The organism is Synechococcus sp. UW105, from assembly GCF_900473935.1.
Taxonomy (GTDB): Bacteria; Cyanobacteriota; Cyanobacteriia; order PCC-6307; family Cyanobiaceae; genus Synechococcus_C.
This window is the reverse complement of the sequence record NZ_UCNN01000008.1, coordinates 69,573-95,922: the sequence shown is the minus strand read 5'-3', so window position 1 is coordinate 95,922 and position 26,350 is coordinate 69,573. Positions and strand designations below refer to the sequence as shown.

Annotated in this window: 27 protein-coding genes; 9 read left to right on the top strand and 18 right to left on the bottom strand. The window is 58.9% G+C overall.

Features of this window, described 5'->3' with window-relative positions; genetic code table 11:
• Positions 1–9 precede the first annotated feature (9 nt).
• On the bottom strand, positions 10–2,610 hold the full coding sequence (gene acnB, locus DXY16_RS02590; RefSeq protein ID WP_115119426.1) for a bifunctional aconitate hydratase 2/2-methylisocitrate dehydratase: 2,601 nt from the start codon (positions 2,608–2,610) through the stop codon (positions 10–12).
• A gap of 115 nt (positions 2,611–2,725) precedes the next feature.
• Between acnB and DXY16_RS02585 the strand changes: the two genes are divergently transcribed.
• Positions 2,726–3,787 carry a 3-deoxy-7-phosphoheptulonate synthase gene (locus DXY16_RS02585; RefSeq protein WP_115119215.1) on the top strand — a complete coding sequence of 354 codons (1,062 nt, stop codon included), beginning with the start codon at positions 2,726–2,728 and terminating at the stop codon, positions 3,785–3,787.
• A 126-nt stretch (positions 3,788–3,913) separates the two neighbouring features.
• Positions 3,914–4,249: a hypothetical protein gene (locus DXY16_RS02580; protein WP_244281501.1), complete on the top strand. Its 336-nt coding sequence runs from the start codon at positions 3,914–3,916 to the stop codon at positions 4,247–4,249.
• 27 nt (positions 4,250–4,276) lie between these two features.
• Here DXY16_RS02580 and DXY16_RS02575 read toward each other — a convergent pair whose 3' ends face one another.
• From DXY16_RS02575 to DXY16_RS02555, 5 genes are all read right to left on the bottom strand, one after another.
• Entirely contained in the window at positions 4,277–4,927 is a 651-nt protein-coding gene (locus tag DXY16_RS02575) for a diacylglycerol/polyprenol kinase family protein (protein WP_244281500.1), read from the bottom strand.
• A 31-nt stretch (positions 4,928–4,958) separates the two neighbouring features.
• Positions 4,959–5,984, bottom strand: coding sequence for an RpoD/SigA family RNA polymerase sigma factor (locus DXY16_RS02570; protein ID WP_115119213.1), 1,026 nt, complete (start codon positions 5,982–5,984; stop codon positions 4,959–4,961).
• A 197-nt stretch (positions 5,985–6,181) separates the two neighbouring features.
• Positions 6,182–8,350 (bottom strand): polyphosphate kinase 1, encoded by a 2,169-nt coding sequence (gene ppk1 / locus DXY16_RS02565; RefSeq protein WP_115119422.1) that lies wholly within the window; start codon positions 8,348–8,350, stop codon positions 6,182–6,184.
• 77 nt (positions 8,351–8,427) lie between these two features.
• Positions 8,428–9,678: an MFS transporter gene (locus tag DXY16_RS02560; protein WP_115119211.1), complete on the bottom strand. Its 1,251-nt coding sequence runs from the start codon at positions 9,676–9,678 to the stop codon at positions 8,428–8,430.
• A 33-nt stretch (positions 9,679–9,711) separates the two neighbouring features.
• The gene (locus DXY16_RS02555) at positions 9,712–10,791 is read right to left on the bottom strand and encodes an anthranilate phosphoribosyltransferase family protein (RefSeq protein WP_115119420.1); all 1,080 of its coding nucleotides are present in this window, start codon (positions 10,789–10,791) and stop codon (positions 9,712–9,714) included.
• Positions 10,792–11,231: 440 nt separating this feature from the next.
• On the opposite strand from DXY16_RS02555, the gene cynS reads away from it, so the two are divergent.
• Positions 11,232–11,711, top strand: a complete 480-nt coding sequence (cynS, locus tag DXY16_RS02550; RefSeq protein ID WP_170953802.1) for a cyanase — start codon at positions 11,232–11,234, stop codon at positions 11,709–11,711.
• Positions 11,712–11,787: 76 nt separating this feature from the next.
• Here cynS and DXY16_RS02545 read toward each other — a convergent pair whose 3' ends face one another.
• The 5 genes from DXY16_RS02545 to DXY16_RS02525 form a co-directional block, all read right to left on the bottom strand.
• Positions 11,788–12,528, bottom strand: coding sequence for a HEAT repeat domain-containing protein (locus tag DXY16_RS02545; protein ID WP_244281499.1), 741 nt, complete (start codon positions 12,526–12,528; stop codon positions 11,788–11,790).
• Between the two features lie 10 nt (positions 12,529–12,538).
• Positions 12,539–13,429, bottom strand: coding sequence for a formate/nitrite transporter family protein (locus DXY16_RS02540; protein ID WP_115119207.1), 891 nt, complete (start codon positions 13,427–13,429; stop codon positions 12,539–12,541).
• Between the two features lie 83 nt (positions 13,430–13,512).
• Positions 13,513–13,647, bottom strand: coding sequence for a ferredoxin--nitrite reductase (locus DXY16_RS02535; protein ID WP_115019091.1), 135 nt, complete (start codon positions 13,645–13,647; stop codon positions 13,513–13,515).
• A gap of 94 nt (positions 13,648–13,741) precedes the next feature.
• Positions 13,742–15,355: a ferredoxin--nitrite reductase gene (locus DXY16_RS02530; RefSeq protein WP_115119205.1), complete on the bottom strand. Its 1,614-nt coding sequence runs from the start codon at positions 15,353–15,355 to the stop codon at positions 13,742–13,744.
• A gap of 258 nt (positions 15,356–15,613) precedes the next feature.
• Complete coding sequence (locus DXY16_RS02525; RefSeq protein WP_115119203.1) at positions 15,614–15,859, bottom strand: hypothetical protein; 246 nt, start codon at positions 15,857–15,859, stop codon at positions 15,614–15,616.
• 60 nt (positions 15,860–15,919) lie between these two features.
• Between DXY16_RS02525 and DXY16_RS02520 the strand changes: the two genes are divergently transcribed.
• Positions 15,920–16,642 carry a CbiX/SirB N-terminal domain-containing protein gene (locus DXY16_RS02520; RefSeq protein ID WP_244281498.1) on the top strand — a complete coding sequence of 241 codons (723 nt, stop codon included), beginning with the start codon at positions 15,920–15,922 and terminating at the stop codon, positions 16,640–16,642.
• Positions 16,639–17,424: a uroporphyrinogen-III C-methyltransferase gene (cobA, locus tag DXY16_RS02515; protein WP_115019096.1), complete on the top strand. Its 786-nt coding sequence runs from the start codon at positions 16,639–16,641 to the stop codon at positions 17,422–17,424. The genes DXY16_RS02520 and cobA overlap by 4 nt, the downstream gene beginning before the upstream one ends.
• Here cobA and moaB read toward each other — a convergent pair.
• Complete coding sequence (moaB, locus tag DXY16_RS02510; RefSeq protein ID WP_115119414.1) at positions 17,421–17,942, bottom strand: molybdenum cofactor biosynthesis protein B; 522 nt, start codon at positions 17,940–17,942, stop codon at positions 17,421–17,423. The genes cobA and moaB overlap by 4 nt on opposite strands.
• Positions 17,943–17,977: 35 nt before the next feature.
• On the opposite strand from moaB, the gene DXY16_RS02505 reads away from it, so the two are divergent.
• The gene (locus tag DXY16_RS02505) at positions 17,978–18,256 is read left to right on the top strand and encodes a MoaD/ThiS family protein (RefSeq protein WP_244281497.1); all 279 of its coding nucleotides are present in this window, start codon (positions 17,978–17,980) and stop codon (positions 18,254–18,256) included.
• A gap of 1 nt (position 18,257) precedes the next feature.
• The gene (locus DXY16_RS02500) at positions 18,258–18,719 is read left to right on the top strand and encodes a molybdenum cofactor biosynthesis protein MoaE (RefSeq protein ID WP_115119201.1); all 462 of its coding nucleotides are present in this window, start codon (positions 18,258–18,260) and stop codon (positions 18,717–18,719) included.
• On the opposite strand, the gene DXY16_RS02495 is transcribed toward DXY16_RS02500, so the two are convergent.
• A complete protein-coding gene (locus DXY16_RS02495; RefSeq protein ID WP_115119199.1) occupies positions 18,683–19,555 on the bottom strand; it encodes an NAD-dependent epimerase/dehydratase family protein in 873 nt (290 codons plus the stop codon). The genes DXY16_RS02500 and DXY16_RS02495 overlap by 37 nt on opposite strands.
• A gap of 59 nt (positions 19,556–19,614) precedes the next feature.
• Here DXY16_RS02495 and DXY16_RS02490 point away from each other — a divergent pair, with 59 nt between their 5' ends.
• The gene (locus tag DXY16_RS02490; RefSeq protein ID WP_115119197.1) at positions 19,615–20,412 is read left to right on the top strand and encodes a hypothetical protein; all 798 of its coding nucleotides are present in this window, start codon (positions 19,615–19,617) and stop codon (positions 20,410–20,412) included.
• Here the strand turns inward: DXY16_RS02490 and glp are convergent, their stop codons facing one another.
• The 4 genes from glp to DXY16_RS02470 form a co-directional block, all read right to left on the bottom strand.
• Positions 20,413–21,663 carry a gephyrin-like molybdotransferase Glp gene (gene glp, locus DXY16_RS02485; protein ID WP_115119195.1) on the bottom strand — a complete coding sequence of 417 codons (1,251 nt, stop codon included), beginning with the start codon at positions 21,661–21,663 and terminating at the stop codon, positions 20,413–20,415. It lies immediately after the preceding gene.
• Positions 21,647–22,123 carry a cyclic pyranopterin monophosphate synthase MoaC gene (gene moaC / locus DXY16_RS02480; RefSeq protein ID WP_115119193.1) on the bottom strand — a complete coding sequence of 159 codons (477 nt, stop codon included), beginning with the start codon at positions 22,121–22,123 and terminating at the stop codon, positions 21,647–21,649. Before moaC ends, glp begins: the two co-directional genes overlap by 17 nt.
• A 40-nt stretch (positions 22,124–22,163) precedes the next feature.
• Positions 22,164–22,919 (bottom strand): carbonic anhydrase, encoded by a 756-nt coding sequence (locus DXY16_RS02475; RefSeq protein WP_115119191.1) that lies wholly within the window; start codon positions 22,917–22,919, stop codon positions 22,164–22,166.
• A gap of 78 nt (positions 22,920–22,997) precedes the next feature.
• Positions 22,998–23,339: a hypothetical protein gene (locus tag DXY16_RS02470; protein ID WP_115119189.1), complete on the bottom strand. Its 342-nt coding sequence runs from the start codon at positions 23,337–23,339 to the stop codon at positions 22,998–23,000.
• A gap of 277 nt (positions 23,340–23,616) precedes the next feature.
• Here DXY16_RS02470 and DXY16_RS02460 point away from each other — a divergent pair, with 277 nt between their 5' ends.
• On the top strand, positions 23,617–24,084 hold the full coding sequence (locus DXY16_RS02460; RefSeq protein ID WP_115119187.1) for a nitrate reductase associated protein: 468 nt from the start codon (positions 23,617–23,619) through the stop codon (positions 24,082–24,084).
• Here the strand turns inward: DXY16_RS02460 and DXY16_RS02455 are convergent.
• A complete protein-coding gene (locus DXY16_RS02455; RefSeq protein ID WP_115119185.1) occupies positions 24,065–26,287 on the bottom strand; it encodes a nitrate reductase in 2,223 nt (740 codons plus the stop codon). The genes DXY16_RS02460 and DXY16_RS02455 overlap by 20 nt on opposite strands.
• Positions 26,288–26,350 lie beyond the last annotated feature (63 nt).

The following is a 26,350-nucleotide window of genomic DNA, read 5'->3' as shown; positions in this document are numbered from 1 at the left end:
TGGCTGGCTTCAGGCTTTCGCCAGAACGTCAGCCTGGTCGGTTGCGCTGATGATGCGGCCCTCGTCATCAAATCCATCGATTTGATCGAAGTTCAGATAGCGATAGAGCTCAGCTGATAGCGGGTCGATTTTTTCGGCGGCAATGCGCTGATATTCCTCGGCTGTGGGGATGCGCCCGAGCAGGGCACAAACTGCGGCGAGTTCTGCGCTGCCGAGATACACCTGAGCACCCTTGCCGAGACGATTATTGAAGTTGCGGGTGCTGGTTGAAAACACGGTGGTGTTGTCGTCGACCCTGGCCTGGTTGCCCATGCACAGTGAGCAGCCGGGCATCTCCATACGCGAGCCAGCTGCTTCGAACGTGGCGTAGTAACCCTCGGCCTTGAGCATGTCCTCGTCCATTCGGGTGGGTGGGCACACCCAGAGACGCGCCTTGTTGGCGCCGGCGCCTTCGAGCACCTTGGCCGCGGCGCGGTAGTGGCCGATGTTGGTCATGCAGGAGCCGATGAACACTTCCTGCACTGCATCACCGGACACTTCGCTAAGCAGCTTCACGTTGTCGGGGTCGTTAGGACAGGCCAGTACGGGTTCGGTGAGGTCGTTGAGGTTGATCTCGATGATTTCGGCATACTCGGCATCGGTATCGGCGCTTAGCAGCTGGGGGTTGGCGAGCCATTCCTCCATCGCCTTAATGCGTCGAGCCAGGGTTCGGGCATCGCTGTAGCCCCGGGCGACCATGTTTTTGAGCAGTGCCACGTTGCTGCGCAGGTATTCGCTCACCGTTGCCTCTGAGAGCTTGATTGTGCAGCCGGCGCAGGAGCGTTCAGCGGTGGCGTCGGTAAGCTCGAACGCTTGCTCCAGCTTCAGGTCTGGCAGGCCTTCGATCTCCATGATCCGGCCGTTGAATGCGTTTTTCTTGTTCGATTTCTCCACGGTGAGCAGACCTTTCTGAATCGCCACCCAGGGGATGGCATTCACCACATCGCGCAAGGTCACCCCCGGTTGCAGTGAGCCGCTGAAACGCACCAGCACCGATTCAGGCATGTCGAGTGGCATGGCGCCGATGGCAGCGGCGAAGGCCACCACGCCAGACCCGCCTGGGAAGGAGATACCGAGAGGGAATCGGGTGTGACTGTCACCTCCTGTTCCCACCGTGTCGGGCAGGAGCATGCGGTTCAGCCAGCTGTGGATGATGCCGTCACCTGGACGCAGAGCCACACCGCCGCGCTGGGCGAAGAAGTCAGGCAGGTCTTTTTGGGTCAGTAGATCAACAGGCTTGGGGTAAGCCGCTGTGTGGCAGAAGCTCTGCATCACCAAGTCGGCTGAGAAGCCGAGGCAGGCGAGTTCCTTCATCTCATCCCGTGTCATCGGTCCAGTGGTGTCCTGGGAGCCGACGGTTGTCATCAGCGGTTCGCAGCTGGTGCCGGGGCGCACGCCCGGAAGCCCACAGGCTTTGCCGACCATCTTTTGAGCGAGGGTAAAGCCCTTACCGGTGTCTGCAGGTGCGGAGGGTCGGATAAACAGTGTGGAGGGAGCCACGCCGAGTTGATTGCGCACTTTGTCGGTGAGGGCGCGGCCGATCATCAGGGGGATGCGGCCACCGGCGCGCACTTCATCACTGATGGTGCTTGGTTTGAGGTCGAAGCGAGCAATGATGTCGCCGGCGCCTGCCTCTCCGGCGGCCCGTTCGATCGTGCCGGCGTAGGGACGGATGGTGATCACATCCCCGCTGTTGAGCTGGCTGACGTCACATTCGATTGGCAGAGCACCGGAGTCTTCTGCCGTGTTGAAAAAGATTGGAGCGATTTTGCCGCCGATGATCACACCGCCGGCGCGTTTGTTGGGGACGTGGGGGATGTCGTTGCCCGTGTGCCAGAGCACCGAGTTGATCGCTGATTTGCGGGAGCTGCCGGTGCCCACCACGTCTCCCACATAGGCGACTGGGTGGCCCTTGCTTTTCAGTTCGGCAATCGCGGCAAGGCCAGCGGGGTCCCGCGTCTCCAGCATCGCCAGAGCGTGAAGGGGAATGTCCGGGCGGGTTGTGGCGTGGGTGGCGGGAGAAAGATCGTCGGTGTTGGTCTCGCCTTCCACCTTGAACACGGTGACGGTGATTTCCTTGGCCAGTTCTGGTTTGGATGTGAACCACTCTCCGGCTGCCCAGCTGTCCACCACCTGCTTGGCGAAGCGGTTGGTGGCGGCCAGTTCCATCACCTCGTTGTAGGCGTCGTAGACCAACAAACTGCGGCTCAGGCCTTGGGCAGCGCAGTCCGCCAGGTCTGACTCGCTGTGCAGTAGCAGCTCGATCAGGGCCGCCACGTTGTAGCCCCCCACCATCGTGCCCAGCAGCCGTGTGGCTTCCAGCGGTGAGATCAGAGGGCTGGTGGCCCTGCCCTGGGCCACGGCACTCAGCCAGGTGGCCTTTACATAGGCGGCTTCGTCCACCCCGGGTGGGATCCGTTCACTGAGTAGATGCAGCAGCTCCTTCTCCTCTCCTGCTGGAGGGCTTTGAAGCAGCTCCGTGAGTGCCTGGGTCTGCTCTGCGTTGAGCGGCAGGGGGGGGATCCCCTGGGCGGTCCGTTCGGCGGCGCTTTCGCGGTATGCACTCAGCATCGGGATGGGGCTTCTGACGGTGGGCTCTGCCACCATTCTTCTTGTTGATGGGTCCGTCTTTGGTGATTGATGCATCCGGTGGCTTACGTAACCTGGGTTTTTAGCGGCCAGAGGTATGACCACCACTTCCGATCTGCATGTGGTGGAGACCCGCCCACTGGTGGCCCCGGCCCTGCTTCATGGTGATTTGCCGATTGATCCTGTTGCTGCCGAGACGGTGACTGGTGCCCGTCGGCGCATTCAGGCAATTCTCAGCGGTCAGGACCGGAGGCAGCTGGTGATCGTCGGGCCCTGTTCGGTCCACGATGTGGATGCTGCTCGTGCCTATGCCAGCCGTCTAGCACCTCTGCGTGAACGCCACAGTCAGGAGCTGGAGGTGGTGATGCGTGTGTATTTCGAGAAACCCCGCACCACAGTTGGTTGGAAGGGGCTGATTAATGATCCCCATCTCGACGGCTCCTATGACATCAACACAGGATTACGCCTGTCGCGGTCGTTGTTGCTCGATCTTGCCCGTGATGGCATGCCCACTGCCACCGAATTACTTGATCCCGTGGTGCCTCAGTACATCGCGGATTTGATTAGTTGGACCGCGATCGGTGCGCGCACCACCGAGAGTCAGACCCATCGGGAGATGGCCTCGGGCCTGTCGATGCCAATCGGTTACAAGAACAGCACGGATGGCAGTGCCACCATCGCGATTAACGCGATGCAGGCAGCATCGAAACCTCATCATTTTCTTGGCATTAATCACAGTGGTCAGGCTTCGATTGTCAGCACCACCGGCAACCCCCATGGGCATTTGGTTTTGCGCGGCGGCAATCGCGGAACCAACTACCACCTCGAAGCGGTGCAAGATGCAGCCGCTGAACTGAGCAAGGCTGGTTTACAGGAACGTTTGATGGTTGATTGCAGCCACGGCAATTCCAATAAGGATTTTCGCCGTCAGGGAGACGTGCTTGAAGCCGTTGCCGATCAGGTGCGTGAGGGCTCGACCCATGTGATGGGGGTGATGCTGGAGAGCCATTTGGTTGAGGGAAGCCAGAAGCTCAGTGCTGATCGCTCGGCGATGACCTACGGACAGAGTGTGACTGATGCCTGCATCAGCATCGACACCACAGCGCAACTCTTGGAGCAGCTGGCGGGGGCGGTGGCTGCATCCCGCGTGCCTGTCTGATCTGGCACTTGCACCTAGAGAGTGCCAGCTTGATTCTCAATGATTTCGTTCATGTAAGGGATCTCGTTGATAGCTTCTTTTTGAAGTTCTGTCTGCTGTTTGATTACTACATTGTGGTGATTGCGCATGGAGGTTGCGTCCGTGGTCTTTCTCCATTTCTTCGGTTTCGGAGATTCCCTGCGCTTGTTTGAACTCGAACAGCAGACTGGACTGTGGGTCCGGGGGTTCCGTCCTCTTCAGTTGGATGGTCTCTTGCAGTGGAGCCAGCGGGTTGCTAGCTCTCAGCACTGGGATTGTGATGCTCTCCAGCATCAGGTGATGGGCTTGTGGATGGAGCGGGCCGATCAGATACGCCGCTGGCAGGTTGGTCTCCAGACGCTGCCGCAGGAGCAGGTGTTGGTGGCTGGTCTTGGCAGCCATGGTGACTGGAGTCGTCATTGGGAGCGGATGCTGCAGTTCTGACCGTCTGCACCGCGGTTTGGACGCGGATCAGAGCGTCATCCAGTGCCAGCTGATGCCGACGGCGATCGGCACGCTGAGGTTGTCGATACCCCAGCGACTGAGTTGCTCTAGGCCGACTGCTAGCAAGCTGATCACCACCAGACCGATGGCACCAGGACTGCTGGGGCTCAGCATCGCCAGTGTGGTGAGCACCAGCAGGCTCACTATCAGCATGGTGACAGTGCCGGCGGTCGATTTGGTTTGCCCCCAGATTCGCCAGCTGGGGGATTGCAGCGCTCGTCCGATCAAGCCAGCCAGTCCGTCCGCTGCGGCCATCACCAGCACACCGGCGCACGCTGCCTGGGGTTGTTGCGGCCAGAACAGAACAAGAAGGGTTGTGATTGCCAGGCCATAGGCAACGGTGCCGTAGCTGTTGCGGTCGACATCCTCAACGACAGACAGCAGACGCCAGCGATGGTTGATCAGAGCCACAAGGGTGACGCCGAGAGCCACAGGCACCGCCAGGACTGCAGGAATCTGCAGCCACCAAGCAAGTGGCAGTACAGGACCTGAGCCGATGTGCACGATCTTGCGGCTCAGTTCTCGCTGCATCGGCCATTGCTTGCGGGCGAAAACCGCCAGGATGATCACCAGGACCATCCAGAGCGCAATCACGCCAACACCAACCAGGTGGCTCAACACTGCATGGGCAGGACTTGCCTGAACGATGTCAGGCTGCCTGCTGATGGTTGGTCATCATCCGCAGTTTGAGGATGGCTTTGGCTTCCAACTGACGCACCCGCTCTCTCGAGACGTTGATCTGTCGTCCGATTTCAGCCAAGGTCAGAGGCTCTTCTCCATCGAGGCCAAAGCGCAGGCGCAGGATCTTCTGTTCCCGTTCGTTCAGTTGTGAGAGCCAGCCACCCAGGTGCTCTTTCTGAATGCTGCGGTCCATTCCCTCCATGGGCTCTTCGCCATTGGGGTCAGGAATCAGCTCACCCAGGGTGCTGCGGTCTTCTTCGCCGCGGGCATGGGCATCGAGGGAGGCACAGGGTGCGCTTTGGGAAATCAGATCTTCCAGATCCCGGGGTTCGATGCCCATGGCATGGGCCAATTCCAGACGGTTGGGTTGGCGGCCAAATCGGTGCGACAGCTCCCTGGAGATGCGTCGCATCTTGGAGAGCTTTTCGCTGATGTGGATGGGCAGGCGGATCGTGCGTGCACTGTTGTCGATGGCCCGGGTCATCCCCTGTCGGATCCACCAGTAGGCATAGGTGGAAAATTTGTAGCCCATGGCTGGGTCAAACTTGTCGACAGCTCGCTCAAGGCCTATAGCCCCTTCCTGAACGAGATCAAGCAGTTCGAGCCCTTGGTTCTGGTATTTCTTGGCAACGCTCACCACAAGGCGGAGGTTGGCTGCCATCATCCTGTCGCGGGCTCGCTTGCCCATTCGGATTTTGTGGCGTTGGCGAGGCGTGCGTTCCTGTTCAGGCGTCTCAAGCAGCTCTTTCATGTCTTGCACATGATGTGCAAGCTCGATCTCCTCGGCTGCTGTGAGCAGCGGAATTCTGCCGATACTGCTCAGGTAATAGCCGATCGAATCAGTGGAAAGCCGACCAGCCTGTTTGATCTGCCGCGCTGCTTGGGCAGCACGTTTTCCCTGATCTGTTGAGCGAACACGTTTGGTGTTCGGCAAAACAGGTTCTGACGGAGTGGTGCGCAATGCATCACCCGCAGATTCCAGAGGGATCCCCATCACCCTGGCCTCCTGAGATTTGATTTGGGCGCAACTTAGCACCGTGTATGCACGGTAGCTGTGTCAAATCTGTAATTTTCTAGGACAAAGTTAAAGTCGGTCGATGTTGCTTGGCTCAAGCCAAATTCAGCCACGTTTTTGCGTTTTTTTGTGTCTTCAGTGCACGAACTGGTGTTGTGATGTAACAGCGATCACAATCATTCAGCGATTTCCGACTCCGTTTTGTCGTTGGTGTTGGTTGCTGGTAGGCCGTGACGCCAAAGGTCGGTCAGTTCCAATTGGGAGTGGATGGTTTTACGGCTCGGTTTGCGCTGGCTGAAGCTTCCATCGCTGAGCATGTCCCAGGCGCCTCGATTGTCGTCTAGGTAGAGGTTTAGAAGCCGCTCAAGCTGTTCTCGTAATTCCGGTTCCTCCACAGGGCTGACCGCTTCGACGCGACGATCGAGATTGCGGGGCATCCAGTCGGCACTTCCCAAATACACATCGGCTTCGCCTTTGTTGCTGAACCAGAAGATGCGTGAATGTTCGAGGTAACGGCCAATGATGCTCACCACTCGGATGCTGTCACTCACTCCTTCTCTGCCGGGGTAGAGGCAGCACATTCCTCGGATGATCAGCTCGATGACGACGCCAGCTTCAGACGCTTCATAGAGCAGAGCCACGATTGCTGGATCCACCAGCGAATTCATCTTGGCTTTGATGTGGCCACCATGGCCCTGTTTGGCGTGCTTGATCTCACGGCGGATCAGTCCTTCAATCCCTTTGCGAAGCGTGACGGGTGCCACCAACAATCTGCGGAAGCTTTGCTGCTTGGAGAAACCGGTGAGGTAGTTGAACAGTTCCACCAGGTCTTGGCCTAGTTCCGGTCTGGCCGAAAGCAAGCCGAGATCTGTATAGAGCTTGGACGTCTTGGAGTTGTAATTACCGGTGCCAATGTGCACATAGCTGCGTAGTCGCTGTTTTTCCTTGCGCACCACCAGAACAATCTTGGTGTGGGTCTTGAGGCCGATCACGCCATACACCACATGCACCCCCGAACTTTCCAGTTGCTTGGCCCACTGGATGTTGTTGTCTTCGTCGAAGCGGGCCTTGAGTTCAACAAGGGCCATCACTTGCTTGCCGTGCTCTGCTGCACGGATGAGGGCCGCGATGATCGGTGAATCCTTGGAGGTTCTGTAGAGGGTCATCTTGATCCCCATCACCTGGGGGTCGTCCGCTGCCTGATTGATGAATTCCTCTACGGAGGTGGAGAAGAGGTCGTAGGGATGGTGAAGAAGCACATCGCGGCGCCGGATCACGGAGAAGATGCTCTCGAACTCCTCTTCTTTGATGGAGCCGTCTTCAAGCATGCCCCGCTGGGCCCTGGCCAGGGTTGCCGGAGTGTGTCCATTGAGAGGTTCATCCTTGAGCGCCTCGAGGGGAAGGCTCAGGAGGCCGAACAGATCATCCAGTCCTAGGGGGCCGTCGACTCGGTAAAGGTCGTCCTCCGCCACCGACATGCCATCCATCAGCATTTCGATGACGTCGCCAGGCATTTGGTTGGCCACCTCTAGGCGCACCACCTCACCGCCCATACGCCGTTTGTGCAGTCCTTGCTCGATTGCAATCATCAGATCGTCGGCCTCGAGGTCGCGAAGTTCTAGATCTGCGTCTCGGGTCACGCGGAAGAAATAGTGACCCTCCACGGTCATGCCTGGGAACAGCAGGCCGATGTTGAACGCCACCACCTGCTCCAGCGGTACGGCGGTATGCACGGGTTCAGGATCCGAATCACTGAGATCTGTAGGGATCGCCACGAATCTGGGCAGGATTTTTTGCGGCACCTTGACTCTCGCCAGTTGGCGTTGCCCGCTGTCAGGGTCGACCACAAGGGCACCCACGTTGAGGCTCAGGTTGCTTACAAATGGGAAGGGGTGGGCAGGATCCACCGCCAGTGGTGTCAGCACTGGAAAGATTGCCGTTTGAAAGAAGTTGTCGATCCAGAGGCGTTGGCCTTCGTTCAGCTGGGCGTAATCGAGCAACTGAACGGCGTGCTTGTTCAGTTCAGTTTTGAGCGAGTTGAGGTAGTGCTTTTGTTGCTGCTCCAGCAGTGGGAGCAGCTCTGCACGAATCGCTTTGAGCTGTTGTTGCGGTGTTCGGCCATCGGCACTGGCGGTGCTGATCCCGGCCTCAACTTGCGACTTCAGAGATGCCACCCGCACCATGAAGAACTCATCGAGGTTATTGCTGAAGATGGCGCTGAATTTCGCTTGTTCGAGCAATGGCGTGCGTTGATCCAGCGCCTGAGCCAGCACCCTTTGGTTGAACGCGATCCAGCTCAGTTCCCGGTTGATGTACAGATCAGGATCCAGGGAACGTGCTGCCATCAGGGTGTTGAAAGGAACGGAGATCGCTGCCGGCAAGGTAGCAATCACATCTCTGTTGGGGGGTGTTGTGTACTGCCTTAGCCCTGTTGCACTTGAGCCCGCTTGGGTAGGCCGCCCGCCACTAGCAGAGCGACTCCTACCAACATCATTCCGCCGAACCAGAAGGGGCTCGTCGGTCCGAGTTTGTCGTAGCTGAAGCCGGCCGCGGAGGCGCCAAGGAAGGTGCCCAGGCTCTGCAGACCTTGCAGGCCCCCCAGGGCTGCACCCTGTCCGTCGTGATCGAGGCGACGGGAGACGAGAGTTCGCAGGCAGGGGGTGACGAGGCCGGTGCCAACGGCCAACAGGGATACGGCTGTGAAGACCACCGGGATGGAAGTGATGGGGGTGGCAAGAGGAATGAGTAGGCATCCCACCATCAGCAGCGCGAGTCCGAACAGGGTGAGGCGAAGTTCCCCGAAGCGTTTGACCAAGGGACCGATCAGTCCGCCCTGAACCACCATGGCAATCACGCCCACAAGTGCGAAGGCTGCTCCGAGCATGCCCCCGGTCCAGTTGAAGTTGTTGATCAGGTAAAGGCTCAGAACGTTGGTAAATCCGTTGAAGGTCATGAAGAAGCCGAAGAAGGCGATCGAGAGTCGGCGCACATCTGGTCTGGAGAACACGCGTCTCAGCAGGGTGATGGGATTGAGTTCGCGTTTGCGCGGAAGCTGTTTGCGGGCCTTTAAGGAATGGGTTTCTGGCAGCAGCTGAAGGACGACGATCAGATTGATCAGGGCGAAGCCAGTGGCTGCCCAGGCTGGAAGACTCTTGTTGATGTCACCAAGCAGTCCGCCTAGGCCTGGCGCAATGGCAAAGCCAAGGCCGAAGGCCACGCCGATCAGGCCAAAAGCCCTGGCGCGGTTTTCTGGGGTTGTGATGTCGGCCAGAACGGCTGTGGCCGTTGCAGCGGTGCCTCCGCTGGCGCCGTCGATGATTCTGGCCACGAACAAGATGGCCACCGGCAGGCCTGCCGCAGCGGCACCCGGCCAGATTTGCTGCCAGGGCAGGCTCAGAGTGGTGGCGAACAGGCCCATCCCGAGCACGGACCCCATGACGCAAAGGGTGATCACAGGTTTGCGCCCAAAGCGGTCGCTGAGGGCTCCGATCAGTGGGGCGACAGTGAACTGCGACAGGGCGTAGGTGCCTGAGAGCAGCCCCAAGGTGGTACCACTGCTAATGAAATCCTTCAGTAGCAGTGGCAATAGGGGTAGAAAGATGCTTTCACTCAGCCGGTCATTGAGGAGCGTGAGGAAGGCGCTTAGCAGGGTGGGGAACTGAAACCGTCTCACGCGTGCTCAGGCCTGCGGGGCTGATGGGATCGCTCACCCTCCCACAGACGCCCTCCACTGAATCAGCGCTTGCAAGGTGGAACTGGCGTGACCCTGGCTCAGTGTTGCTTCGGCGAGTTCAAGCCCGGCCTCAAGGCTGGTTGACCAGCCGGCCATCCAGAGATAGACGCCAGCATTCCAGCGCAGGGCAGAGACCAGAGGACCTTGGTTGTGCAGGGCGTCCTGCGCCTGGTCTTGCCACACCTCCAGGCTTTGCCATTCCTGATCGGGTCCGAAGCTGCCATGGTCGCGGGGATGAAGAATGAGCCGTTCAGGTGCTTTCCCCTGGCGCATGCGGGCGGTGATGCAGGCCCTACTGATGGGCAGATCGGTGCCTCCCTCCAGTCCCTTCACGGTGATGACATCCGCTTCTCCAACAATGGTGAGGGCCTCCCAGGCACGGCTTTCGGTGGGGGGGTGCACAAAACCACTCACCAGCAGATGCTCGCCTGCATGCGCTGTCCAGAGCAATTCCGCACTGGCGATCGGGGGGCGTTTGCCCAGGTCGTCGCGATGGGGGATCAATTGATCGGCCAGTGGAAAGTGGCTGGGCTGATGGATCAGGGCCAGCCCCTGGTTTTGGAAGCCGCTCTGAACCTCATCAAGAGACAGTGTTGCCAGTTCCAGCCCAAGGGCGGTGAAGAGTTCTGAGGCGGTGATGCCGTATTTGACGGGCATGCGTCCACCGGCCTGAAACACCACGGGTTGGCCGACGCTGAGCAGCACCAGGGCGGTAAGCGGATACAGGGGAGCTGTGCGTTTGCGACCGTCAAAGGGCATGCCGAAGCAGATGGGCCGTTGCTGATCAGGCGCACTAACGATTTCCGGCCCAAGCCGCCGATAGGTGTCGACCATGCCGCTTAATTCCTGCGGCTCGGGTCGTCGGATGCGATGGGCGATCAGAAAGGCACCGATTTGGGTATCACTGGCCTGGCCTGTGAGCATCAGATCAAAGGCTTCATCGGCCTCGGCCCGGGTTAAGCCTTTACTGGTGTGCTCACCACTTCCCACTTTGCGGAGCAGCTGCTTGAAGCGCTCCTTTGCTGGTTGCGCGGTGGGGCTGGCTTGAGGCACCGGCACAGATGGAGTCTTGAACGATCCTCTATTTTTCCTCAGAGCCCTGGGAGTAGCGGTTGTTACCAGGCACAAAGCCCTGAATGGGTGCCATGGAAAGGGTGGTCTGGGTGATGGCGGCCTTCTGCGTAATACAGGCGCTCAATCATCAGAGTTGGAAACCGCAGGCGGCTTGGTCTTGATCGGCGCAAGCCAACATCTGCGCGGTTGAATCGGGAAGCAATGTATCTGATCATGAGTTCAGAATCTCCTCTTTTAAAAGTGCAGGAGTTGGTGATCGCTTGCTGTCGCGATTGCTGCAGAATTCAGTCTGCCTGGAAGTGATTTTTGGTAGTGAAAGTGTCTTTTTTGCGTTTGGGATGCGACGAGTCTTGGTCTACTGCTGAGACGTCCCCTCTGGGATGCGGTTTTTGTGCAGCAGCCCCATTCTCTGAGTTTTTATGACTGCTTCCACGCTGACTCCCTCTCTGGCAGCTCCGTCTCAAGCCACGGTGACCTCAACTCTGATGGCTGCCAAAAAAGCCAAGGGCATGAGCTTTGCTGATCTTGAGGCTGCTCTCGGCCTTGATGAGGTTTGGATTGCATCGCTGTTTTATGGCCAAGCCACCGCTTCGGCTGAAGAGGCCGAGAAGTTGGCATCCTTGCTTTCTCTTGATCCTGCAATCACGGCAGCTCTTCAAGAGTTTCCTACCAAGGGCAGTCTTGAGCCCGTGATTCCCACTGATCCTTTGATCTATCGCTTCTACGAGATCATGCAGGTTTATGGGATGCCTCTCAAGGATGTGATTCAGGAGAAGTTTGGTGATGGCATCATGAGTGCTATCGATTTCACCCTCGATGTTGACAAGGTTCAGGATCCCAAGGGTGATCGTGTGGAGATCACGATGTGTGGAAAATTCTTACCTTACAAGAAATGGTGATGATCTCAGGCTGAGTGAGCATGCAAAAGCCCGGATTATTCCGGGCTTTTTTGTTGGATGAATGAGTCGGGTTTGATTAGGTTCTGTATTGCTGTTTGAGCTGTTTGCATGCCATTTGGCGTCGATCTCCTTCCGGCAGAGCCTGACTGAGTTCCAGTAACCATCGCTGACTTGCAGGTGTGGCAATACAACCGAGCGCCTTGAGGGCTGCGGCTGCCACAGGGTCGGAACCGTCCATGGTGAGCTGAGCCAGGCGCTCTGTTATCGCGGTGCCGTTTCGGCGTTGCAGCAGTCGGATCGTTGCCAGCGCAACGGGATCCCGGAAATCCTTGAGTAGCTTGTTGCAGACGCGAAGCAACTCCCTGTCGTCGAGCAGATGGGCATGGAAATTGAGCAGCTGCAGGCCGGCCAGACGCAGATGCATGCCTGGCATCTCCAGCGTTTGTTCGATCAGGGATAAGGGAAGTTCGCCACCCCAGCAGGCCAGTGACTGCAGCACCAGTAGGGCTCGATCGGGTTCTGTTTCTGGATCGATGCTGCGGAGGTGCTTCATCAGCCAGGTACGGCTTTCAGGCTGATGGCTAAGACCTGCGGCCATGATCAATTCGTCTTGAGGCCCGTATTGGTCCATCAGTTTCTGGATGAGCGGCCAGCCCCGTTCGGCCAGCATGCCGATTTTTTCAGCTATGGCATGGCGCAGTTCATCAGAAAGGCTGGGGGAGTAAACCTCCCCCAGCCATGCGGGATCTAAAGGAGCCCGTCGTGATGCTTTGGAAAGCCGCTCCCAAAGAACGGCTTCATTGGCAACCTCATTCACAGAGTCGTGATCAGCGGGCGCCCAATTCGGCGGCCAGTTCACGCTCCAGCTTGTCATCATGCTCGTTGGGAAGCACGTTCTCCACCTTGGTGCGGTGGGTGCTGTAGAAGAGCATGCCGATGAACACCATGCCACCAATGATGTTGCCGATGGTGACGGGAATAAAGTTCCAGATGAAGACCTGACCCATGTTCACGCCAGAGCCAAGGATGGGTCCCGCAGTGTGCAGGAATTGATTCACAACGATGTGCTCCATGCCCATCGATTGGAAAGCAGTGATGGGAAGCCAGCACGCCAGGATTTTTCCAGGAACACTCTTGCTCACCAGTGCCATGGTGACCCCTAGGCACACCAGCCAATTGGCGATCACCCCGCGAAGAATGGCGAGGAAGAAGCCGAGAGTCTGAAGGTTCTCGTATTTGGTGACAACGTTTGTCTTGTTGAGGGCAATGATCTTGGCGGCAACCTGTTGCCACATGCCACCACCATCAGCGGCCGAGGCGGGGTCAACGGTGCCGCCGCTTGTGAGGCTGATGGCCATGAGTAGGGCAACAACAGCCGTTCCAATCCAGTTCCCTAACCAGACCCAGGCCCAGTTGCGAAAGGTGGCGCGCCAGCTGCTGCGACCTGCCCAGGTGGCCATCGGTAAGAGGGCGAAGTTACCGGTGACTAGCTCCATGCCAAACAGCACGATGCTTGCGAAGCCGAAGGGGAACAGTAATGACCCGAGCCAGGGTTGCCCACTCTTGATCCCGACGGTCAGTGCAAGGATCACGGCCAGGCCGAGAATCGCTCCGGAATAGAAGCCACGCAGCAGCAGGTTCTTAATGCTGACAGTGGCTTTTTTGCCGCCGGCGCCAATCATGCCGTCGACAAGTTCATTAGGTAGGACGTAGTCCATCTGGGACGCAGTGACACTCATGGTGTAGGTGCTGATTTCAGGTGTTTGGAGTGGTAGGTCAGTGAATGTATTGGGTCCTTTAATCAGCCACTGATTTTGTTCATTAGCTTCGAGAAGCCATCCAGTTGATTAGAAGGACGGGAAATCGGAGCTTTGTCAGCGCCGCTGCTGGTGAACCAGTTGACGAGGCGGGAGAAGAGATCGCGGGATTCGGACATGGGTACTTCTAGAGAGGGTTGGTGGAGAATCGAGTGACCATGGCTTCAAAAAGTCAGCGCCACGGCTTGTTCGATTTTGAGTTTCGTTTTTGGCTTAGTTACTAATGCGATTCATAAATCGGGAGAAGAAATCAGTGCCTCCCTTGGGCTCAGAATTGGTGCTGGGGGCAGGTTTGGGTGTTGCTCCAAATTGTTCGATGAGTAGCTGTTTCAACACAGTTTGAATTTCATCTGCTGGAATGGCTTTGTGTAGCACTGATCCCATTGTCGGGTCACTGCCTTGAGAGCCACCAATCGTGATTTTGTAGCCTTCACCCATCACACCTTCACTATTTTTTGTTTTGGTTCCGGTAAGGCCGATTGCTCCCATATCTGCTTGTCCGCAGTTATTAGGACAGCCCGTCCAGTGGATCTTGACTTCGTCCGGAAGGTTGATCTCCGCGTCAAGTGTCTTGGATAATGCAAGAGCTTGATCCTTGGTGTTGGTGAGAGCAAAGCCGCAGTAACTGTTTCCTGTACAGGAAACGGTGCCTGCTGCTACTGCCTGTGGCTGAAGCGGGAAACGCTTCAGCAGTGGATCAGCTTCCAATGGTTTGATTTGCGCGTTCGGGACTCCCACGAGGATCACGTTCTGGTCCTCGGTGAGGCGCACCTCGCCATTGCCGTATTGGAGGCTGGCGCTTGCCAGGTCTTGCAAGTCATCGGCTCTAAGTCGTCCGACGGGTACGTGCAGGCCAGCAAAGTTCAGGCCTTCTTGCTTTTGGGGATGGATCCCGTAGTGAGAGCGCGGGGTCTGATCGAACACCGAGCCTGGGTCTGGGGTGAGTGGACCGAAGTGCTCCTCAACCAAGGTGCGGAACTGATCCAGCCCGACTTGGTCGAGGTAGAGGCGGAAGCGACCCTTGGGGCGCTTGTCACGCTCGCCGTTGTCACGCCAAGGGCGGATGACCGCGTCAGTGATTTTGCAGAGTTCGTCAGGTTTGACCCATGCGTTGAGCGGCAGGGCATAGGCGTTCATCTGGGAGGACAAAACGCCTCCAACCCACACACCGAATCCAAGCTCCCCATCCTTCTCAACCGGATGAAAGATGATGTCGTTGTGGAGGAGGAAGTTGTCTTTTGATCCGGCTACGGCTGTGTTCCACTTGCGTGGAAGGTTGGAGTATTCAGGATTTCCCTCTTCATTGTTGGTGAGGAATTGATTGAGTTCATGGGTATAGGGTCGCGTATCCACAATCTCTTGCGGATCAATGCCTGCCAGGGGATTGCCCGTGACGTTTCGGGGATTGTCAAATCCCGATTGAATGGTGCTTAGTCCGGCTTCCTTCAGTCGTTTGAGAATTTCTGGTAGGTCGCTCAGCAGCACTCCTCTGAGCTGCAGGTTCTGGCGGGTGGTGATATCACAACTGCCGTTTTCGCCGTAGCGCTCGACAATCGAACCAACGACGCGCAGCTGCTGGGCGGACAAGATGCCGTTCGGCACCCTGAGGCGAAGCATGAATTTGCCTGGTGTCTTCGGCCGCCAAAACATGCCGTACCACTTAAGGCGAAGCTGTAGGTCGGTTTCATCCACCTGCTCCCAACCCATCTCTGCGAATTTCTCAATCTCGCTGCCCACGAGCAAGCCATCCTTGGCAGCCTTGTTTTGCTCGATCTTGTTCAGTTTTTTGCCTTCCAGATAGGTTCTGGAGGGAGCGCTGCTGGTCATAACTGGGGGGGGGGAGATAGACGAGCTTCGAGCTCGATATCGGTCTTGGCAGTGAGGGGCAATCTCGAAATATCGAGCAAGCAGTGCCGATTAGTTCGGTAAAGCTGTGAACGGTTGTTTAGCGATCGGCCTAGTGCTTGCGCGGTAGCGGATCGAACAAAACGCAGTGTTTGTTGTCCTTGATTTTTGGTGTGATTGGATACAAGGAGGTGCTGGGCTTTCTGGCTCGATAGCCCCATGCCTGAACGCCACCACCAATCAGTACTGACGGCCTATTTCGCCCAGCATGCGCGCGGCACCCTGGCGGATCATCGACCAAACCTTGCCCATCGCTGCCAGGTCCCGGTCGAATTCCGAGCGTTGGTTGGAGCGGGGGTAGTGTCCGCGGTCATGCCTGTCCCAGTACCCCTCCTCACTCTCGATCGGGGATCTGTTGCGCCTTTGGCGCCTAGCGTCGACCATCTCGTCTTCCCAGGCTTGTTCACGCCGGGAGCTGGCTTGCATGCTTGGTCGTCGTTGTGCTTGGGCCGGTCTGCGTCTCTGGCTGGGCATGATGCGATGGTCATGGCTGACGATCGTTCGACTTCAACAGTGCAGGGGGCGGATCATCCGTTGCCGTTGTTACGGAATGCTCCGTTTGGGTGTTCCTCGGCACGGTTTGCGGCCGTGCCAGTGGATCGAGAGCCTGCGGTGATCAGACTGGTGGTGCATGGCCGTCGTGGGGGTGAGATTCCCCAGTGTTTGATCCGCTTGGCTGACGACCTGGCCCGGCTTCGACGTGCCCCTGTGGAGGTGGAGGCACTTACGGCAGCACCTCTAGCCACGGATCCGCAGCGCTCTTATTGGCTTTTGCCGTTGCTTCTGCTGCCGGGGACTCATGCTCGTAGTGATGTGCCGCAGATCCGAGAGCGGATGCGCCAGGCGGGTGGCAGCGTGACGTTGTTGCCCTTTCTGGGCGCATGGCCGCAGTGGTGGGATCTGTTGCGCCGTTGGATCGCTGCACTGGAGCGTGATGGTCGCTCTGCGGTGGTGGTGCATCACCCTCTGAGACCGGGCTTGGCGGATCGTTATCTCGACATGCTTGAAGAGAAGCTTGGCTGTGCCCTGGTGGCGTTCGATGCATGGGAGGAGTACCTCCAGCAGCATCCCGCCGCTTGGCCTTTACCTCTGGCCCTGGCCCCGAATCGGATGGCGGAGGCGCTGCGGCAGGCTGGTGGAGTGTCTTCGCTGCTTGACGATCCTCAGCTCCGCGCCGGTCTGGTTTCTCTGCTTTCTCTTCTGTCGTGACTGATTCGTCTCAGGGCACTGTCTATCTGGTGGGAGCTGGGCCCGGTGATCCGGAGTTGTTGACCCTCAAGGCGCATCGATTGCTGGCCGCCTGCGATGCCCTGGTGTACGACTCACTCGTGCCCAAGGAGGTGCTCGACCTCGTGCCAGAAGGGTGTGAGCGCCATTTCGTGGGAAAGCGCCGCGGCCATCATTCTGTGCCGCAGCCGAGCACCAATGCAGTGTTGGTGGAACTGGCCCACCGACATCGTTGTGTGGTGCGACTTAAGGGAGGCGATCCCTTTCTGTTCGGACGTGGTGGCGAGGAAGCGGCCCATCTGGCTGCGCGTGGCATTGGTGTGGAAGTGGTGCCTGGCGTGACCGCTGGGATCGCAGCTCCTGCCTATGCCGGTATTCCAGTCACCCATCGCCGAGCTGGCTCTTCGGTGACCTTTGTCACCGGCCATGAGGAGATCGACAAGAGGCGTCCTTCAGTGAATTGGCGGGCGCTTGCCACGGCGACTGACGGCTTGGTGATTTATATGGGTTTGCATAATCTGCCGCGGATCGCTGAGGAGCTGATCACTGGAGGCTTGGCCGCGGATACTCCCGTGGCCTTGATCCAGCAGGGCACGGTTGCGGGGCAGCGCTGCCTCACCTCGACGCTGGCAGTGGTGGCGGAGGAGGCACGGGCTCAGGCCTTTGCATCCCCATCGATTGTGGTGGTGGGGGAGGTGGTTGACCATCGGATTGATGCCTGTGCTCCAGAACCCGCGGCGGTCACGATGCCGATTCCCTTCTAGGACGTGGCGGGTTGATCAACTGGTTCGCGCAGTCTTGGTAGTAGCTGTACGAGGTTGCAGGGCTTGGTCGTGCTGTCGAGCTGCAACTTGATCAAGCGGTCCCATGCTGTTTCCACGGCATCGAGGGATCCTGGCAAGACAAACACGATCGTGCCGTTGGCTACCCCCGCCAGACAGCGGCTCTGCAGGCTGCTTGTGCCAATCGTCTCGAACGACAGCATGCGGAACAGCTCACCGAAGCCATCGATGCTTTTGTCCAGCAGGGGGGTGATGGCCTCCGGAGTGCCATCACGGCCGGTGAGTCCTGTGCCGCCACTCGTGATCACCACATCCACGTTTGGTGCGGCAATCCAGCCGCTCACCACAGCTCTGACCCGATAACGATCATCTGGACAGATCGCACGTTCCGCCAGGAGATGGCCTGCGGCTCCCAGCCTCTGCTCCAGGCAATGCCCACTGTCGTCATCGGCGATGGTGCGGCGATCGGAAACTGTGAGAAGGGCGATTCTGAGAGTCAGAGTTGGCAAGCAAAGCTGTAGTCGACGCTAAAACGATGGAAGCTCGCCTGCAGGCTGTGATGCCGCATGACGATTCGGGATCGGTGCGTGTGCTGCTGTTTGCGGCATTGCGGGACCAGGCGGGATGGGAGGAGAAACGCATGCCTCTCGCTGTTGATGGTCCGCAAACGGCGTTGCAGCTTTGGATGGCTCTGGAGTTGGGAGCGTTACCTGCCGCAGTGCGCGTGGCGGTGAATCAGCAACTGGTTGATCCGGATCAGCAGCTCCATGCTGGTGACGAACTCGCCTTTCTGCCTCCCTTCACCGGTGGCTGAGATGGGGGACGCGAAGGCTCAGCAGTCTGAGAGGCCCAAGGCTGTTCAGGTGGAGATTCACCCAGAGCCATTCTCTCCATGGCAGCGGTTGGAGTCCTGCTGTGATGGGTTTGCTGCTAGCGCTGTATTCATTGGCCGGGTGCGTCCGGAGAGTGCGCAGGGAGCACATCTTGATGCCCTTGAACTCACGCATTACCCGGGCATGTGCGAGCGCCGCATTGATGAGGATGCGGAGAGGCTGCGTCAGCTCCATGGCGCTGGTGCGGTGCTCGTGCTCCATCGGGTTGGTCGCCTTTCCCCGGGTGAAGTGATCGTTTTAGTTGTGGTGCAGGCGGATCGCCGCGGCCCTGCCCAGCGTTGCTGCAACGAGCTGATTGAGGCCCTCAAACATGACGCCCCGTTTTGGAAACGGGAGTGGTGCGGTGATCAGGGCGCCTGGCTGAGCGGGAACACCCCACTCTGAGAGTGCAGGGTTGGGTGTTGGAGTTGGTATCCGAGTGCTTTGAGCCGTTCATTGTTGATGCGTCGACTGCAGAGCCGTTGGTTTGCGCTTCTGCCCCATTGCACCGGATCCAGTCCCTGTCTGCGCAGACTGTGATCGACAAGATCCTTGAGGCAGATCGGTGCGTCGTTCACCACATTGACGACACCATTCCATTCTCCGTCCATGGCAGCGATCAAGGCGCCTGCGGCATCCTCCACATGAATCCAGTTGGTGAACTGCTGTCCATCGCTGGACTGTTCGCGGCCTGCCAGGCCCTTGAGTCGGGTGTCTAGATCTCGCCCCGGACCATACAGGGCGCCGAGCCGAAGGATGCAAACGTTTCGTCTTCCATCAGCCATGGCTCCAATCAGTTGTTCGCTCTCCACCAGTACCTGCGCATGACCATTCCTGGGATCGGGTGGAGCTGCTTCATCAACCCAGCCGCCATCAGCGTTGCCGTAGATCGAGCAACTGCTCGTATAGAGGATTTGTTGGAGATCAGGTAACTGTGGCAACAGTGACTGCAAACACGTGAAGCTTGCGATGAAGGTCTGCCGGTAGCCGTCCTCATTGACCTGACGATCCCCTTTAGGACCAAGACAGAACACAGCGCGGCGGCTCTTGTTCAGAGCTCTCAGCAGTTGGGTTGGGTTCGTGGCGTCACAGACCATCACGCCATCACTCAGCGCCGCGAGCTCGTGGCGTCGCTCCTCGCGTGTGGTCGTCAGGGTCAGTGGCAGGTGCGAACGGCGGGGTTGCAGTTGACGGGCCAGTGCGAGCCCGACAAACCCGCAACCGACGATGGTCAGTCCCATGGAATGGATGGCTCTAGACCCGACACTAGGAATCTTGATTGGTCAGGGAGGAGCCGACCATGACGAATCAGTGGACTCTCAACCGGCTCAATTTCGAGGGTTGCTGGCAGGGCCGGGGTTGCTGGCACGTGCGTGATTCGGAAGGAGATCTGAACTTCGCGACACCGACACGGGTGATCACGCCAACGCGATATGCCATCAGCTTCAGCGATGAGGACACGGGCGTTTGGGATGGATCAGGCTTGTTCTTCGCGCCGGATGGCAAGGCCACCTACGCCATCAGCCGTGACTCTTACAACGCTGGCGGTGGTTGCTGGCAGTTCGCTGGTGCTGGCGGTCAGTCCAGCCGACGCTTGGATGCTGGAGCATCCCGGTTCGGCCACGAAATCAATCTGTTTCAGGCTCGTTCCCGTTCGATGCTTGTGCTCATCTGGGAGCCGATCGATCACCATTGGCGGCTGCAGGTCGTTGGCGCGGTTGGCTTCCGTTGTCTGCAGGGTCAATCCGTGGAGCCTGAGCGCCCGATCTGCGCTTCACCTGAGGCGTTGTTGGAACCGTTGCGGGGTTGGCAGGGAAGTTCGGAACGCCTCACCCCCAGCGAGGCCATCCAGGGACAGCCCAGTGCCCCTCAGCCGGTGGTGTTTGACCCGAAACAGTTGCTTCGCCATGACTGTTCCGTTGTGATGGCCGATGGGTTGGTGTTCTCCGTTCCAGAGCAGCTGCCCAACGCAGCCTTTCGGCTTGAGATCGGTGGTCTGCTCGGACCAGCCTTGTTTCAGCAGGTCAGCATTCTTTTTGATTCAGCTGGAACACTGACGGCCTGGCACCGGTCCACTTTTCAGGCCACTCGGATCTAATTAGAGCAGTCTTGTCCGCACCAGCTGGGCCCAGAGTGGTGTGCCGACGTCGATCGTTCCAGCGTCGGCGGGCACTTCTAAGAGGAGATCGGCTTGGTGCAGAGAACTGATCCGGGAGGAGGCTTGGGATCCATTCAGCCGCGCCAGCAGCTTTCCCTGAGCGTTGCTTTCCAAGCGTGCTCGGGCCAGTTCAGGCCTGCCTGGGCGTCGTTGTAATGGATCCGCCAGTTCCACTCGTAATCGAGGGAAGAGTTCGGGTGAGGCTTGTCCTTCCAGTCGCTGCAGGGCAGGCCAGAGCAGTTGCAACGCAGTGATGGCTGCTGCCACCGGATTGCCCGGTAGACCGAAGAACGGCACCCCATGGCCCAATGTTCCAAAGGCAAAGGGGCGCCCTGGCCGCAGGAACAGTTTCCAGAAGTCGACGCTGCCCAGTTCCGCTACCAGAGGACGGATCCAATCGCTATCCCCAGCGGAGACACCCCCTGTGGTCACCACCACATCGGAGACGGCTGCAAGGTCGCTGAGGTTGCTGCGGAGTGCTTCCGGTTGGTCTGGCACGACGCGACGGTCGTGAACGTTGTGGCCAAGCTTGCGCAGCATCGTCTCCAGAAGGGTGCCGTTGCTTTCCCAGATCGCACCCGCAGGGCGGATGCTGCCGGCTGGCACCAGTTCGTCACCACTGATCAGCATTCCGATCTTTGCTTGCCGGTGCACCTTGAGATCGGCAATGCCGCAGCTAGCCAGTCGGGCTAGATCCGCTGGCCCGAGTCGATGCCCTGCTTCCAGAAGAACGTCATCGGCGCGGCACTCCTCGTCCGCTGCGCGGATCCATGGCCTGTCGGAGGCCTCTTGCACCAGCGTGATGGCCTGGTCGTTCTCCCTCACCAGTTCCTGGGGCAGCACCCAGTCGGCTCCTTGAGGGAGGGGGGCTCCCGTCAGAATTCTGATCGCTTCTCCGGCGCCAAGACTTCCTTGGAATGGCTGCCCGGCGACGGCGCGTCCGCGCAGACTCCATCGCTCTCCTTGTGCTGGTTGAGTGGCTTGACCAAGGGCATAGCCATCCATCATTGAGGCCCTGAAGCCGGGTACGGCTTCTTGAGCCACGGTTGGTTCGGCACTGACCCGTCCCAGGGCATCAGCCAGTGCAAGCGTTTCGAGATCGGTGAGGGGTTGGATCGCCTCCAAGATCCGTTGGCGGGCGTCCTCCAAGGGCAACCCTTCGGGGCCATAGGGCTCAGCGGATCCAGACACCGTTACGGCCTCCTTGCTTGCGCAGCAGCTGAATGGCTTCGATGGTCATCGCCGGATCCACGGCCTTGAGCATGTCGTAGAGGGTGAGGAGTCCCACCGAGACAGCCGTCATTGCCTCCATCTCCACACCGGTTTGGTGGGTGGTGCGACAGCTGCAGGTGAGGCGGAGCCCTGGCAGCTCCTGATCGGGTTCGATGCAGACATCGATGCCACTGAGAGGGAGTGGATGGCAGAGCGGGATCAGCTCCCAGGTGTGTTTGGCAGCTTGAATCGCGGCCACACGCGCCACCGCCAGTAGATCACCTTTCGGGGTTTCGCCGCGTTGAATCAGGGCCAGGGTGTCTGTTGCCATCCTGATCCTGCCTTCAGCGACGGCTTCGCGTCGTGAGGCGGAGCGGTCGCCCACCTCCACCATGTGCACCTCACCTTGCTGGTTGAGGTGGCTGAGGTTTTCACCCATCCGATGCCGGAGGTCGTGCTTATCGATTCAGCCTGGCAGATCAGACCAGGCTGACTTTGCCCGACAGGATGTCGAAGTAGCTAACCACGATCGTGAGACGGCCATCGACCTCTGCATCGGCCAGCACCCGGCTGCGTTGTGTGAGTTGTTTGGCGGCGAAGCCGGCGTTGCGTTTGATCGCTGTTGCCAGAGTGTTCCCTGGGCTGAGGCTGGCCCGGATCGGTTTCACCAGTTGCTCCAGCAGTGGAGTGAGAGGGGCGCTGTGGCGGGCTGCTTTGACAGCGCCGCAGTCGCTGTGACCCATCACCATGATCAACGGTGTGTGGAGCGTGGCCACGCCGAATTCGAGCGAGGCGATGGCGTTATCAAATGCGGTGTTGCCTGCGCTGCGGATCACGAACAGATCCGCTGGGGCAGCATCGAAGATCCATTCCGGAGATACGCGTGAATCGGCGCAGCTGAGAATGGAAGCCCAGGGGGCCTGGCCTGTTGTCAGCGTGTCGCCTGGTAGATAGCAACCCTTGGTCCATAGGCTGGACATGGCCTCAGCCCTTGCCGCCATGGTCGTTGCGGTGTTGTTGCTCTGCCAAGCGGCGGCGAAACGTTCGTTGCCCTCGAGCAAGGCTGCCAGAGGGTCTTGGGGCTGGCAGGAACGGGGCGTTTCATCTGCCTGAATTGCCGTATTGACCTTGAGGGGAGCAGCTTCAGCACGGTCCGCTTCCCCCAGCCATGAACCAACGAGTCCGGCGGCTGTGAGTCCACTGCCGAGCAGGAAGGAACGTCGATTCAGTCCCACGGTTCTGCGTCCTGACGATTGGGACGCTAAACCCCGTTCCGGTGCAGAGGGCGTGGTTGGCTTGGCATCAGTGCTCGATCAGCGCGCTCCGAGTGGGGCCCACAGGGTGGCTTCAGAGCCCACAACAGCCTCAACCTTGACCGCTTCAATGTTGGCGGCCGTGGCGTTGGTGGGTTGGACGTTGGCGGCGGCGGTGGGAACACGGCTGCTCTCACTCACTGCATCCCGTTCTCCCAATGCAGCCCACAGCGTGGCGGGGCTGGCGACGACAGGCTCAACAGCTGCGGCTCCGGTTTGAACCGCGGTGGATTGGCTGTGAACCAACTGCACGGCAAGGGAACCGACGATGAAGGCACCCAGGAAACCGGCCGCCACAGTGATGGGACTGCGGCCTGAGACGGACGAAATGGTGTGAGTCACGCCTGAAACTCTTCAACAGAATTTCAGTATGAGAAAAAATGGTGCGAACCGCTACTGAATGGAGAGAAATCAGTATCAGAATTAACGCTTTGTCCAGTATTCAGGAAGCTCGGTTTGTTTTGAGCCAAGTTCTCAGACATCACCCATCCGTGGGAGATGCCAAGCAACATTCCAAGGGAGAGGGCGAAGCGCACGACGTTAATCTTGTAACAGCGTGAACATCGCTGGTTCTGCGTTCCTTTGTTGTCATCATTGACACCATTCACCCTCCTGGTTGATGGGCAGTCATCACAATTCGGCCAGTCATTGTTTTGCTTTTGAGCAGGATTTCATTGGCAACTGGCGCTGCATTCCCCTCTGTGTGCGCCGAAAGTTGGATCTGATCGGCCTCAAGCTCAAACTCAATCACTGGCTTGCTCTCAGCCAGGTACAGCGTCAGGAGTTGGTGGACTGGCCCGATGCGTCTGACGCTTTAGAGCAGTTGCGCGAGCATCTGCGTTCCTGCACCAGTGGCATGGCCGAGGGGATGGCGAAGGATCTTCTCCCCATCGTGGATGCAGCGTGGCAGCAGGCCGATCGATGCCCAGCTGAAGTCTTGACTGCTGCCGCTACGCGGGGGGTTGGGTTGACGCCAGCCCAGTGGTCAGGGATGAGTGAGCTGGAACGGTTCGCTCTCTGCAAGCTGGTGCGACCTGGGCACGATCACCACAACCTTGAAGCGGCTTTCAGTGAAGTGCTGGCGTGAGCAGGTTGCGAAGTGCCTTCAGTCGTCCCATCTCTTGCTCCACCGGTTTGACGACGGACACTGCTGGCGCCACGACAACAGCGCAGGCCTTCAGCTCCGGTTGCTTCGACACAGGGCAGGCTTGATCATGCATCAGCACATTGGCTTCGCAGGCTTTGTCCTGAGTAAATCCCCAGTGCATGGGTAAAAACACAGTGCCGCGACGGATCCGGGGGCTGACCTGTACCTTCGCGGTGATGTGGCCGCGGCGGGAACTGATCGCTGCGAGTTGCTTGTCTTCCACTTGATAAGCGCGGGCATCGTCTGGGTGGATTTCCAGGACCGGTTCGGGGTGCATGGTTTGCAGACGTTTCACCTTGCCGGTGCGCGTCATCGTGTGCCATTGCCCGAGGTAGCGCCCCACTGTGAGCACCAGTGGAAAGGTGTTGCATGGGGGTTCGGCCAGACCGAGCGGTTTGTCGTTGCTGAAACGGGCTCGGCCCGTTGCTGTGGCGAAGTGATGGTCGGTGTAGAGGCGTTTCGCGGTCTGCGTCGGAGCACTGCCTTGGGGGAAGGGCCACTGCTGCGGACCCTCTTGAGCCAGCAGGTCATGGCTCAGACCTGACATGTCACAGAGTCGTCCAGTGGTCAGCCTGGTGAATTCTGCATACACCTCTGCGGAGGAGTGGTAGCTGAACTGATCCACAAAGCCCAGGCGTCGTCCGATGTCTGCGAACACTTCCCAGTCGGGCCGGCTGTCGCCATGGCGGGGCCGATAGGCCGGACAGTAGGTGACGCGCCGTTCGGAGTTGGTCATGGCGCCTGCCTTCTCGCTCCATTGCGAGGCAGGCAGTAGCAGATGGGCGTAGTGGGATGTTTCCGAGTCTGCGTAGGCCTCGCTGACCACAACCAGTGGACAACGCTGCATCGCTGCCTTGACCCGTTCCAGGTCTGGCATGCTCACCAGAGGGTTGGTAGCAGCCACCCACCAGAGCTCAAGCTCGCCTCGTTCCATGGCTTCCACCTGCTGCCAGGCGGCGAGTCCAGGCATCGGAGAGATTCGCCCTGCTGGAACGTTCCAGGCTTGTTCGACTTGGCTGCGGTGTTCGGCATTGGTCACCAGTCGGTAGCCGGGAAGGAGATGGGCCAGCCCGCCGGCTTCACGCCCACCCATTGCATTGGGCTGGCCGGTGAGTGAGAACGGCCCGGCCCCTTCCTTGCCGATCTGGCCACTGAGCAGATGCAGGTTGATCAGCCCCTGTACCACAGCGGTGCCTTCACGCCGTTGGTTCACGCCCATCGACCACAGGCTCAGCACCCGCTGACGCCTGTGGAACAATTCGGCGACGTCGCGTAGACGTTTCTCGGGAATGCCGCAGAAGCGCGCCACCTTGCGTGGCGTCCAGCGGGTCACCACATCGAAGAATGGTTTGTAGTTTTCGGTGTGCTGGTCGATGAAGCTGACGTCTTGACCGTTCTCCCGCAGCACGAGATGGGCCATGCCATGGAGTAGGGCCAGGTCGGTGCCTGGTGCCACGGCAAGGTGGATGTCGGCAGCTTTGGCGGTGTTGGTCTGGCGTGGATCGATCACCACGATCGTGAGGCTGTTGGGGTTGCGTTTTTTGCGTTTGAGCAGTCGTTGGAACAGCACCGGGTGGCATTCGGCCGTGTTGGTGCCGATCAGCACGGCCACACTGCAATGGTCGATGTCCTCGTAGCAACAGGGGGGGCCATCGGAGCCGAGGCTGCGGGTGTAGCCGGCTACAGCCGAACTCATGCATAGGCGTGAGTTGGCATCAAAGTTGTTGGTGCCTAGGGCTCCCTTCAGTAGTTTCTGGGCGAGGTAGTAATCCTCGGTGTGGAACTGACCAGAGCCATACATGGCAATGGCATCAGGGCCTTTGCTTTGCAGGGTTGTACGGATCTGATCGGTGATCGTCTGCAGGGCCGTATCCCAGCTCACCGGCTGGAAGTCCTGATCAAGGCTGGCGCGATAGAGCGGTTGTTGGAGGCGTCCGCGGGAGAGGGTTTCCCCCACGGTGGCGCCTTTGATGCACACCTGTCCAAGGCTGGACGGGTGCTGCCGGTCGCCGCGCGCGGTCCAGATTGGGTTGCCTTCGGGATCGCGTTTGACGGCTTGACCGGGTTGGGCTGGAGCGAGCAATTCAAGGCCGCAGCCCACACCGCAGTAGGGGCACTGGCTGCGCACAGACGGTGTGGTCATGGCTTTGAGAATGAAAAGCCTGGGCTTTTAGCCCAGGCCATGGAGCCGCAATCTGCGGCGTTT

Excerpts from the sequence above, each read along its gene's own strand:
- DXY16_RS02455 (WP_115119185.1), bottom strand. The coding sequence starts at position 26,287 with ATGACCACACCGTCTGTGCGCAGCCAGTGCCCCTACTGCGGTGTGGGC.
- DXY16_RS02490 (WP_115119197.1), top strand. The coding sequence starts at position 19,615 with ATGACGAATCAGTGGACTCTCAACCGGCTCAATTTCGAGGGTTGCTGG.
- DXY16_RS02520 (WP_244281498.1), top strand. The coding sequence starts at position 15,920 with ATGGCTGACGATCGTTCGACTTCAACAGTGCAGGGGGCGGATCATCCG.
- DXY16_RS02530 (WP_115119205.1), bottom strand. The coding sequence starts at position 15,355 with ATGACCAGCAGCGCTCCCTCCAGAACCTATCTGGAAGGCAAAAAACTG.
- DXY16_RS02570 (WP_115119213.1), bottom strand. The coding sequence starts at position 5,984 with ATGGGGATCCCTCTGGAATCTGCGGGTGATGCATTGCGCACCACTCCG.
- moaC (WP_115119193.1), bottom strand. The coding sequence starts at position 22,123 with ATGGGTGAAAACCTCAGCCACCTCAACCAGCAAGGTGAGGTGCACATG.
- DXY16_RS02505 (WP_244281497.1), top strand. The coding sequence starts at position 17,978 with ATGGAAGCTCGCCTGCAGGCTGTGATGCCGCATGACGATTCGGGATCG.
- cynS (WP_170953802.1), top strand. The coding sequence starts at position 11,232 with ATGACTGCTTCCACGCTGACTCCCTCTCTGGCAGCTCCGTCTCAAGCC.
- DXY16_RS02580 (WP_244281501.1), top strand. The coding sequence starts at position 3,914 with ATGGAGGTTGCGTCCGTGGTCTTTCTCCATTTCTTCGGTTTCGGAGAT.
- DXY16_RS02460 (WP_115119187.1), top strand. The coding sequence starts at position 23,617 with ATGGGCAGTCATCACAATTCGGCCAGTCATTGTTTTGCTTTTGAGCAG.
- acnB (WP_115119426.1), bottom strand. The coding sequence starts at position 2,610 with ATGCTGAGTGCATACCGCGAAAGCGCCGCCGAACGGACCGCCCAGGGG.
- ppk1 (WP_115119422.1), bottom strand. The coding sequence starts at position 8,350 with ATGGCAGCACGTTCCCTGGATCCTGATCTGTACATCAACCGGGAACTG.
- DXY16_RS02540 (WP_115119207.1), bottom strand. The coding sequence starts at position 13,429 with ATGGACTACGTCCTACCTAATGAACTTGTCGACGGCATGATTGGCGCC.
- DXY16_RS02535 (WP_115019091.1), bottom strand. The coding sequence starts at position 13,647 with ATGTCCGAATCCCGCGATCTCTTCTCCCGCCTCGTCAACTGGTTCACC.
- DXY16_RS02585 (WP_115119215.1), top strand. The coding sequence starts at position 2,726 with ATGACCACCACTTCCGATCTGCATGTGGTGGAGACCCGCCCACTGGTG.
- DXY16_RS02500 (WP_115119201.1), top strand. The coding sequence starts at position 18,258 with ATGGGGGACGCGAAGGCTCAGCAGTCTGAGAGGCCCAAGGCTGTTCAG.
- DXY16_RS02495 (WP_115119199.1), bottom strand. The coding sequence starts at position 19,555 with ATGGGACTGACCATCGTCGGTTGCGGGTTTGTCGGGCTCGCACTGGCC.
- DXY16_RS02525 (WP_115119203.1), bottom strand. The coding sequence starts at position 15,859 with ATGCAAGCCAGCTCCCGGCGTGAACAAGCCTGGGAAGACGAGATGGTC.